The 1100-nt window shown below is 59.9% G+C and carries 2 protein-coding genes; both read right to left on the bottom strand.

Translation table 11 applies throughout. The features are described 5' to 3' along the window. Nucleotides 1-270: molecular chaperone (locus tag FFS60_RS28565; protein WP_137823897.1), on the bottom strand; the 270-nt coding region annotated here is incomplete at its 3' end. A gap of 74 nt (nt 271-344) precedes the next feature. Continuing rightward, complete coding sequence (locus tag FFS60_RS28560) at nt 345-914, bottom strand: fimbrial protein (RefSeq protein ID WP_028630423.1); 570 nt, start codon at nt 912-914, stop codon at nt 345-347. Between the last annotated feature and the right edge of the window lie 186 nt (nt 915-1100).

Below are 1100 nucleotides of genomic sequence, written 5' to 3'. Positions count from 1 at the left end.
CAGGACGCGAAGTAACTGCTGCTCATTCGCCGGGAGGCGTGCCAGGGGCGGGGTCACGGCAAAGGGCGGGGGTGCGTCCGTGTCATTTGCGCTATCGATCCATGACTGGACCAGGACATCTTGGCCGCCATTGCGGACGGTGACGCTGGCCTCTTTGTCGGCGCTGTTGAGAATGATGCGGGTGGAGCTGAGGGATATTCCCGCGAAAGTTTGGGACGCCAGCACCAGGCTCAGTGCGCCCAGGCAGGCAGAGATCGTACGACGGAGCATAGGTTTTACCACCAGGTACCAGGGAGGGGGCGAGGCCAGGTGGCCTCGCCCATCTTCAGGGACGCCGTATCTGCTTAATCGTACTGCAGGGTGAACGGCAGGGTCGCGTCACCATTACCCGCGGTGGCGGACTTCGGGTCAGCGGTGGTGACGTAGGCGGCCGAGAAGGTCAGGGTGGCGTCGGAACCGTTCAGCTCGCTCTCGATCTTGGCGGTAGCCGGGGCGCTCAGGTCGATGATGTTGCCATCGATGTCCATGATGGCGATGCCGATGTTCTTGGCGGTGTTGGAGCCAGGGTTCAGGGCCAGGACCTTTTTACCGGCAACGACGCCGGAGCCGGATTTGGCGTCGAACAGCATGGCAACCTTGGTGCCTTGGTTGCAGTTGATCTTCAGGCTGAAGTCAGCGGCTGCCAGGCGGCCACCGTTGGGTGCGGAGTCGGTGCCGATGTCCTTGATGGAAACGGTGCCCATGGGTACGGAAACGGATTTGTCCTTGCCCTTGGCGTCTTCGACCGAGCAGGCGTCGTTGTTGATCATGCCGGTGAAGTTGATTTGGCCCTGACCAGCTGCGGTGGCGGCGAAGGCGGAACCGCTGGCGGCGATGACGGACATGGTGAGGAACGCGAGGGAGAGCTTTTTCATTCTTTACTCCAAGATAAATTGATCACGAAAAGTGCTGCATCGAAATGCCCAGCCACGATAATCATCTGTGTGTTTTGGGTATATCGGACCAAGTTCTTGGATATGTAAGGAATGACCGACGTGAGCGGTAGCCCGTTTCTTGGTGGTTCCTCCAGGCCCCTGTTTACGGGGGTAGCGAAGTGGGTG

Source organism: Pseudomonas sp. D(2018), from assembly GCF_005502555.1.
GTDB lineage: Bacteria > Pseudomonadota > Gammaproteobacteria > Pseudomonadales > Pseudomonadaceae > Metapseudomonas > Metapseudomonas resinovorans.
This window is presented reverse-complemented; position numbering and strand designations above follow the sequence as displayed.

Coding starts and splice junctions, on each gene's coding strand:
- FFS60_RS28560 (WP_028630423.1), bottom strand. CDS start 914: ATGAAAAAGCTCTCCCTCGCGTTCCTCACCATGTCCGTCATCGCCGCC.